Origin of the sequence: Spirosoma endbachense, from assembly GCF_010233585.1 — a bacterium.
GTDB classification, from domain to species: Bacteria; Bacteroidota; Bacteroidia; order Cytophagales; family Spirosomataceae; genus Spirosoma; species Spirosoma endbachense.
Genome location: NZ_CP045997.1, coordinates 7,362,891 through 7,371,236 on the forward strand (window position 1 = coordinate 7,362,891; position 8,346 = coordinate 7,371,236).

The following is an 8,346-nucleotide window of genomic DNA, read 5'->3' on the forward strand; positions in this document are numbered from 1 at the left end:
TTTATTTTTGAAGACCGAAATAGTCGTAGAAAAAGCTGGCTGGCTTTAAATCAAGCCATTTATTTCGATTTTGAACCAGACTATCGTACGTTAATGCGTTAATATCCGCGGGTGCAAAGACCGGTGCAGGTTCCAGTGCTACAGACGGCGGTCCGGCGTCTCCAGCCTGTTTACGGGTAACAATACCCAGACCCTGGTCGCAGTCGAGAACGAACACATTTAAATCGGGGCGCTGGCTTCGCAGGTGAATGACCGTCTTCCAGACATCGCCGTTCCATTCACCGGTTTCCCAATCGTCAAAACGCCCCGCTGCCCCCTGCGTCTGCGGATTGCAGTCGTGCATAATGATAACACCATCATTACCCATGTAATTGAGCGTGTTTTCAACATCACGCAGGGCGAACTGATATTCGTGCATGCCATCGACCAAAGCCAGCTGAATTTTTTTCTGAGAAAAAACGCTGGGGGCGTCCTGCGCAAAGAAATCATCACTGGTTTTCTCGAAATACTGATTGGTAAGATTATAGGGATTGATCAGCGTTTTGCCGATCCGGCGGCTGGTATCAAACATAAAATTCGGATCCACAGCAACTTTAAACGAACTCTTGATCCGGAAAAAAATATGCCCGTTTTCAACACCAATTTCAAGGTAGTTTTTTAAGTTTTTCTGGCGCATCAAGGCCTGAATAACATCTAATCGATTCATAAACAAGGGATAAGTAACAAGTCGGATAAACCCCAAAAATAGAAAGTCCCGCTATAATCATCAATTATAGCGGGACTTTCTATCTAACGAAGCGATTATTTATAGTCTATAACGAATCTATCGCTTTAAGTATCTAAAAATCGGCATCGAATGTAATTCCTTTGGGTTCTTCGACAACGGCCACTGGTGTCGGATTTCCGGAATCCTGCGATTGGGTAGCGCTGGCTTTGGCGGCTTTAAATTTGGCCATTACTTCACCCCGTTGGTATTCGCCAACACGCTTTTCGAAGAAGTTCGTTTTACCCTGTAACGAAATCATGTCCATGAAATCGAATGGGTTCGATACGTCATAGAGTTTACGCAAACCCAGCGTAACCAGCAGGTGATCGGCAACGAAAGCAATGTATTGCTTCATCAGATCGGCATTCATACCAATCAATGACACGGGCAAGGCATCAACAACGAACTCCTGCTCGATTTCAACGGCATTGCGGATAATGTCGTAAATCTGCGATTCGGGCAGTTTATGCTGGATATGATCGGTGTAGAGCAAACACGCAAAATCGCGGTGCAGCCCTTCATCGCGGGAAATTAGCTCGTTCGAGAAAGTTAGGCCGGGCATCAGGCCGCGCTTTTTGAGCCAGTAGATTGAGCAGAACGACCCCGAGAAGAAAATACCTTCAACAGCTGCGAAAGCAATCAATCGCTCGGCAAAACTCCCGTTATCAATCCATCGCAACGCCCATTCAGCTTTTTTCTGAACGCACGGAATGGTGTCCATAGCATTCAACAGCCGGTCTTTTTCGGCCGCATCTTTAATGTAGGTGTCAATCAGCAACGAATAGGTTTCGGAGTGGATATTCTCCATCATGACCTGAAAGCCATAAAAACATTTAGCTTCGGCATATTGTACCTCCGACAAAAAATTAACGGCGAGGTTTTCGTTTACGATTCCATCGGAAGCAGCAAAAAACGCCAGAACGTGCGAAATGAAATGTCGTTCGCCATCGTTCAGACCGTTCCAGTCTTTCATGTCCTGGCCAAGATCAATTTCCTCGGCAGTCCAGAACGATGCCTGGTGGGTTTTATAGTATTCCCAAATGTCCCAGTGTTCAATCGGGAACAGCACAAATCGGCCTTTGTCTTCCTGTAAAATCGGTTCGATTACATCGTTTTGTACCATAATGGGCTTGCAGTTTATATGATTTTTACCAGTCGGGCAGAACTGGCTTATGAAGAAACCAATCGACTATATCGTTCCAACAAAATTAACCGTTTGGGGCACTTCTGCAAGCCAGTTTATCCAATGATTATAAGTCTGATAAATGATGGTTTCTGGTAAACAGAACGCAATCAGCACGTTGGGCAAATAACGGTTGAGTAAGTTCTTGAAATAATTCTACTAAAATCTGCATCCCTGATTTTCAATGAATTGGCTGGTATCGGTGTGCTACCAGGCTGAAACTGAATGACAAAAAAAAGGTCACTTCCGTAGAAGCGACCCGCATTCTGATCTATAGGCTACAGGGCCGCTCAGAGCCCCGGACAGGAAAAAAAGGCACTTAAAATAAGTCTTTGATATCGATCCGGCGGTGAAGATGTTCTTCGTCCTTAAAGGGCAACATCACCATAACCTGACCGTGTTCGTGAACGGCTTCGATCTGATCGGCATTTACAAACGATGGAATGTCGAGAACCCGCAAAAACATAGGCACTGCCAGTCGCTGGCTGTTGCCTTCTTCGTCCTTCCGAGTCGATGTACTAACCAACAGGGTATATAAGACAAGTTTACTTCCTTCGATCAATACATTAAACGAATTTGCACTGACACCCGGAGCTGACAATTTTATAATAAGCCGTTCGTCCTCACGCTCAACTTTCATCGTCGTTTGGCTCGAACCACCGTAGAGGGTATTGAGCAAATCGACCTGACCGCCCGTTCCCTGAAATACATTCTCTATCGCTTTCATAGGAGTTGCTATTTACTGTCCAAGTACTGATTTATAGACAAACCTCGTGCCTAAGGGTTTAATCGCCTTTATTTGCGCCATGCTGTCAGCATGTATAGTTTGTTTTCGGGCCAATTAATGCCGTTTTGACGTGATAAAGGTACATTATCGCATTTTTATGCCATATCGGCCAGTTTAGCAAAGTGGGGAATTATGGTCGTATGGGTTGGGGCATTTTGTGGAAGAGAAACCACAAAATGCGATAATGCATTTACCCGCAGAAAGAGCCTGTTTTGGTGGCGTCTAAGCCGTACCTTTGCAGAAATTACGTTTTCTGTTTTCAATTAATCAGTTTTTAGTTGTGGTTCCTACGGGGGCTGACACCCCAAAACTGATCAACTGAAAACTCCTGTACTCATGCATATTCGAATTGGAACGCGCAGCAGTCGCCTGGCGGTGTGGCAGGCCGAACACATACAAACGCTATTGCAAGCCGGTGGAATAACCTCCGAACTAGTACTTATCGACACGAAGGGCGATCAGGTTCTGGACCGCTCCTTATCAAAAATTGGGAGTAAGGGCGTTTTCACCCAGGAGCTGGAAGACCAACTGCGGGTTGGCTCCATCGACATTGCGGTTCATAGTGCCAAAGATCTGCCATCGAGCTTACCCGAAGGATTAGGAATTATTGCCTTTACTGAACGGGAGTTAGTCAACGATGTATTAGTCAGCCGGGATAAAAGCCTGTCGCTCACCAATGGCCGTGAATTTACTATTGGTACTTCATCAACCCGCCGGGTAGCGATGCTGAAACACTTCAGCCCGCACGTTACCACTGTCGATATGCGCGGGAATCTCCAGACCCGGCTGCGCAAACTAGACGAGGGTCAGTGCGACGCCTTGTTGCTGGCCTATGCAGGTGTTCACCGGATGGGTTACGATGAGTTCATTGTCGAGCACCTGCCCATCGCTGACTTTACGCCCGCCGTTGGCCAGGGCACTATTGCTATCGAAGCCGCAGAAACACTGGATGTAGAAAAAGTCAATGCCATTCGTCAATTAACTAATCATCCATTAACCGAAGCCTGCTTACTGGCCGAACGTGCCTTTTTAGCGCGGCTGGAAGGTGGTTGCAGTATTCCATCCTTCGCGCTGGCTCAGTGGACCGATGAACAAACCATTCACTTAACGGGTGGTCTGGTTAGTCTCGATGGCAGCCAACTCCTGCGCGAAAACTTTACCGGTACATCAGAAGAAGCACCACAGCTAGGTCACGAACTGGCCGAGAGCCTACTGGCCCGTGGCGGTGATGGATTACTGGCCGATATTCGTTCACAGCTATGACCCCAACGATTGCCTCCTCAGATACCGAGATCCGGCGTTGTCTGCCGGCTATGCTGGCCTTACGTTCACACCTGACAGTCGATCAGGCTTTTGACCAAATCCGGTTGCAGCAGGAAAATGACCGGTTTGTGCTGGCCTTCATCGATGAAGGCGACGCGTCGAAACCGGCCCCCGCCGTTGTAGGCTATCGGTATATGAATCTTCTCTATAGTGGAAAAACGCTCTATATTGACGATCTATCGACGCTTCCCGAAGCGCGCGGAAAGGGCTATGCCAGCGTGTTGATTGATTTCGTCATTGAGCAGGCCCGGCAATCGGGGTGCCAGTGCGTCTCGTTAGACTCAGGTCAGAACCCCGCCCGCTACGACGCGCATCGGCTTTATCTGAACAAGCGCTTTAATATTGCCAGTCACCATTTTAAGCTCGATTTGCAATAACGTTGCAAATCAGCGAATTTGCGTTTGCCTTTTTTTGACCAAACAGTGTTCATCAGCAACCATGAATTTATTCCGAATTAGTTGGAGCAACCTGAAAGACAAACCACTGAGCAGTTTCCTGAGCGGCCTGCTGATGACCTTTGGCATCACAATTATTTCGCTACTTCTCCTGCTCAATAAGCAGTTAGACGATCAATTCAGGAAAAACATCAAAGGAATAGACATGGTACTGGGTGCGAAAGGCAGCCCATTGCAATTGATTCTGTCGAGTATTTACCAGATCGATTCGCCAACGGGCAATATTCCACTGGAGGAAGCCGAAAAACTGACCCGGAACCCGATGATCAAAACGGCCATTCCACTAGCTATGGGCGATAACTACCGCTCGTTTCGCATCATCGGTACCAATAAAAAATACATTGATCATTTCGGGGCTACCATCGGCCAGGGTCGGCTATTTCAGCAGGACCTGGAGACCGTGATTGGTCCGCGTGTGGCCGAAATTGCCGGGCTGAAACTCGGTGATACCTTCGCTGGATCGCATGGTCTGGATGCCGAAGGGGAAGAACACGCCGATACAAAATACAAGGTTGTCGGTATTCTGAATCCAAGCAATACGGTTGCGGATCAGCTCATCTTGACGCCCATATCGAGCGTATGGGCCATTCATGAGCACCACGAGGAACATGGCGAAGAACACCATGAGGAAGGAGAAGCGCATGAGGAAGAAGGCCATGAAGAAGCCCCGCGCGAAATAACGAGTATGCTCATTCAGTTCCGGAATCCACTGGGTATGATGATTGCGCGCGGTATCAACACGAACACCAAACTACAGGCGGCTCTCCCCAATATTGAGATCAACCGGTTGTTTTCACTGCTTGGTGTGGGCGTTGAAACGCTACGAGGGCTGGCCATTGTGATCATGCTCATTTCGGGTGTCAGTGTATTTGTATCGCTCTACAATTCGTTAAAGGAGCGTCGGTATGAAATGGCTCTGATGCTGTCAATGGGTGCTACACGCGTGCAGTTATTCGGGATGTTACTGCTCGAAGGCCTGGTTTTAGCCCTGATCGGTTTTGGATTGGGTATATTGCTTAGTCGGGTTGGCTTGTGGCTTTTTTCGAACAGTGTCTCGTCGGAATATCACTATAATCTGGCGGCATTCAGCGTTTTACCCGAAGAATGGGCCTTGTTGGGCGTTGCGATCATAATTGGCCTGCTGGCTGCGGCCTTGCCTGCGCTGGGCGTTTATCGCATGAATATTTCCCGAACGCTGGCCGAAGATTAAGGTTTGTCATGAAGTGGTGGTGGTTTCCAGCATCCGCCCCCACCCAATTTGCCCAATTACTTTATTATCAATGATTCAACTGCGTTTTAAAATCTGTTTACTTTTCCTGCTATTAACAACTGTTTCGAATGCTCAGTTGCCGGGTAACGCTGCCCGTTACACTCAACCAGGCGTCGATGTTCAGCATTACGCGTTCTTACTTACACTCAGCGATTCGACCAACCAGATCAAAGGAGAAACCACCATTCGTTTCACTCGTGCCGACGACCGTCAAACGGTCTGGTTCGACTTGATTGGGGGCAAAAGTGACTCCCTACAGACTGGCATGAAGGTCAGTGCTGTCCATTTATCGGACGGTAAAGCAGCCCCGTTCAGCCAGCGTAACGATCGGGTATTTATTAATCTTCCGCCAGCACAGACCGGACAGTCGACGGAACTGGTCATCCGCTACACGGGTACGCCCGCCCGTGGCCTGATCATCAGTCAGAATAAATTTGGCGAACGTACCTTTTTTGGCGACAACTGGCCCAACAACGCCCGCAACTACCTGCCCGTAGTTGATCATCCGTCTGATAAAGCAACCTGTGCCTTTACAGTCAATGCCCCGGCCGTATATCGCGTCATTGCGAATGGTAAGTTTCTGGGTGAAAGTGCCTTACCCAATGGCCGAAAACTGACACGCTGGCAGGAAAATACACCCATCCCCACGAAAGTAATGGTGATTGGGGCCGCCCGGTTTGCTGTTGAAGAAGTAGGCTCAGTGAGTAACGTGCCGGTTCAGAGCTGGCTCTATCCGAAAGACAGTCAGAAGGGGTTTGTCGACTACCGCCCTGCCAAAGAGATTCTTCAATATTTCATTGAGAAGATTGGACCGTATTCGTACGAGAAGCTGGCGAATGTTGAGTCTACCACCATTTTCGGCGGTATGGAAAATGCCAGTTGTATTTTCTATAACGAAAAGGTCATTGTTGGCCATAAAGATTCGGATGTAGAAGCGCTGCTGGCCCATGAGATTGCACACCAGTGGTTTGGCAACTCAGCTACCGAAACCGACTGGTCGCAGTTGTGGCTAAGCGAAGGGTTTGCCACCTATTTTTCGGCGCTCTACCTCGAACACGCTTACGGGAAAGACACGCTCAACGCGGTGTTGAACCAGAATAAAGGACAGATTTTACGCTACACGGCCCTTAAGCCCAAAGGTACCATCGTCGACTCGACCACAACAAACCTGATGGATTTGCTGAACCCAAATTCCTACCAGAAAGGAGGTTGGGTGTTGCATATGCTCCGCCACGAACTGGGCGACGATATTTTCTGGAAAGGCATCCGGGCTTATTACGAGAAATTCCGCAATGCCAACGCCCATTCAAGCGATTTTCAGGCTGTAATGGAAAGCGTATCGGGTAAAAAACTGGGAACGTTTTTCCAGCAATGGCTCTATCAACCCGGCTACCCTGAACTGGTCTGGAATTCGAACTATGATGCGACCAAAAAGGTGTTGGTCATCGACGTACGACAGGCACAACGTTCAGGTGCCATCTTTACCATTCCGCTCTCCTTCAGCATCCGCGACGGTAGTGGTCGTGAAATTTCCCGCATTGTCCGTCTAACCATGACCGAGTCTACACAGACATTCACGGTTCCGCTGGTAGTCAAACCCGCTTCGGTGGTCATCGACCCCGACAACACGGTATTGATGCGGGCCGTATCGACGGACCGCGTACAAATGGGTAAGTAAATTAGCTAACTTACCAGCTAAATAACCGCAGGTTGCTATGCTCAAGCGCGTTTCCATCCAGAACTTCAAAAGCCTGAAAGACGTCACGCTCGATCTTCAGAAAGTCAATTTGCTAATCGGCCCGAACAACTCAGGAAAGACGAATTTTTTGAAGGCGCTGGCGTACTTTGGAAAAAATAATAAAATTCATTCTGAAGAGCCTGATCCTAGCAAAATTGCATATAGACATCTTAATGGCGCGATTAAGATAGAATTCAAATTTGATGTAAAAAACAAAGATTATAGCATTAAAGAATACGATTATCAGGTATTTGAATGCCAAATTAATCCTAATGGCACTGTGATGAGATCGAACTCATATCAAGACCTAGGGGATCCTTATATAAAAATCTTAGACGCAAAGGAAAAGTTATTTGAACAGGATGAGTTTGAGCAGAAAGTAGGATCTTTAATTATATATAAACCTGATACTAATAAAATCGATAAACCTGGCCCTGTTGGTGATGGTACTGAAACAGTCAATTCAGATGCATCGAACTTGGTGGGATTTTTAGACCTCATGCTTGGCAAATATAGAAGGACTACTTTTAGTCAAATAGAAATAGACTTACATAAATGTATTCCAGAGTTCGTTGAAATTAATCTTGAGGATGTAAAGCCAACGGATATATTATTTCGATTACATAATAGAGATAAAGGAAGCAATGCATTTAAGCGAATCGGCTTAACAGATGGCAGACAAAACACAATCTATTGGGGGAGTGCTCGCTGAACTGTGTCAGCAGGTTTTATTCGATGCGATGCGATTTGATTCGTTCTTCAAAGATAATGCTGAACTGATTAATGATCTCTTTCCAATTATAGGTCGTCGTTTCCCATTTAAT

The 8,346-nt window shown here is 47.1% G+C and carries 8 protein-coding genes; 5 read left to right on the plus strand and 3 right to left on the minus strand.

Annotation, left to right across the window (positions count from 1 at the left end; translation table 11 throughout):
* Position 1: 1 nt before the first annotated feature.
* From GJR95_RS29985 to GJR95_RS29995, 3 genes are all read right to left on the minus strand, one after another.
* Complete coding sequence (locus GJR95_RS29985; protein WP_162389362.1) at positions 2 to 706, minus strand: class I SAM-dependent methyltransferase; 705 nt, start codon at positions 704 to 706, stop codon at positions 2 to 4.
* Between the two features lie 133 nt (positions 707 to 839).
* Positions 840 to 1,889, minus strand: a complete 1,050-nt coding sequence (locus GJR95_RS29990) for a ribonucleotide-diphosphate reductase subunit beta (protein ID WP_162389363.1) — start codon at positions 1,887 to 1,889, stop codon at positions 840 to 842.
* A gap of 379 nt (positions 1,890 to 2,268) precedes the next feature.
* Entirely contained in the window at positions 2,269 to 2,676 is a 408-nt protein-coding gene (locus GJR95_RS29995; protein ID WP_162389364.1) for an Hsp20/alpha crystallin family protein, read from the minus strand.
* 396 nt (positions 2,677 to 3,072) lie between these two features.
* Here GJR95_RS29995 and hemC point away from each other — a divergent pair, with 396 nt between their 5' ends.
* The 5 genes from hemC to GJR95_RS30020 all read left to right on the plus strand — a co-directional run bounded on the left by hemC (position 3,073) and on the right by GJR95_RS30020 (position 8,234).
* On the plus strand, positions 3,073 to 3,999 hold the full coding sequence (gene hemC / locus GJR95_RS30000; RefSeq protein WP_162389365.1) for a hydroxymethylbilane synthase: 927 nt from the start codon (positions 3,073 to 3,075) through the stop codon (positions 3,997 to 3,999).
* Entirely contained in the window at positions 3,996 to 4,436 is a 441-nt protein-coding gene (locus GJR95_RS30005; protein WP_162389366.1) for a GNAT family N-acetyltransferase, read from the plus strand. Before hemC ends, GJR95_RS30005 begins: the two co-directional genes overlap by 4 nt.
* A 61-nt stretch (positions 4,437 to 4,497) precedes the next feature.
* On the plus strand, positions 4,498 to 5,724 hold the full coding sequence (locus GJR95_RS30010) for an ABC transporter permease (protein ID WP_162389367.1): 1,227 nt from the start codon (positions 4,498 to 4,500) through the stop codon (positions 5,722 to 5,724).
* 70 nt (positions 5,725 to 5,794) lie between these two features.
* A complete protein-coding gene (locus tag GJR95_RS30015) occupies positions 5,795 to 7,462 on the plus strand; it encodes a M1 family metallopeptidase (protein ID WP_162389368.1) in 1,668 nt (555 codons plus the stop codon).
* Positions 7,463 to 7,499: 37 nt separating this feature from the next.
* Positions 7,500 to 8,234, plus strand: coding sequence for an AAA family ATPase (locus GJR95_RS30020; protein ID WP_162389369.1), 735 nt, complete (start codon positions 7,500 to 7,502; stop codon positions 8,232 to 8,234).
* Positions 8,235 to 8,346 lie beyond the last annotated feature (112 nt).

Bases quoted from the DNA above. Each gene is read 5' to 3' on its own strand.
- GJR95_RS29985 (WP_162389362.1), bottom strand. From the start codon at position 706: ATGAATCGATTAGATGTTATTCAGGCCTTGATGCGCCAGAAAAACTTA.
- GJR95_RS29990 (WP_162389363.1), bottom strand. From the start codon at position 1,889: ATGGTACAAAACGATGTAATCGAACCGATTTTACAGGAAGACAAAGGC.
- GJR95_RS30005 (WP_162389366.1), top strand. From the start codon at position 3,996: ATGACCCCAACGATTGCCTCCTCAGATACCGAGATCCGGCGTTGTCTG.
- hemC (WP_162389365.1), top strand. From the start codon at position 3,073: ATGCATATTCGAATTGGAACGCGCAGCAGTCGCCTGGCGGTGTGGCAG.
- GJR95_RS30015 (WP_162389368.1), top strand. From the start codon at position 5,795: ATGATTCAACTGCGTTTTAAAATCTGTTTACTTTTCCTGCTATTAACA.
- GJR95_RS30010 (WP_162389367.1), top strand. From the start codon at position 4,498: ATGAATTTATTCCGAATTAGTTGGAGCAACCTGAAAGACAAACCACTG.
- GJR95_RS29995 (WP_162389364.1), bottom strand. From the start codon at position 2,676: ATGAAAGCGATAGAGAATGTATTTCAGGGAACGGGCGGTCAGGTCGAT.
- GJR95_RS30020 (WP_162389369.1), top strand. From the start codon at position 7,500: ATGCTCAAGCGCGTTTCCATCCAGAACTTCAAAAGCCTGAAAGACGTC.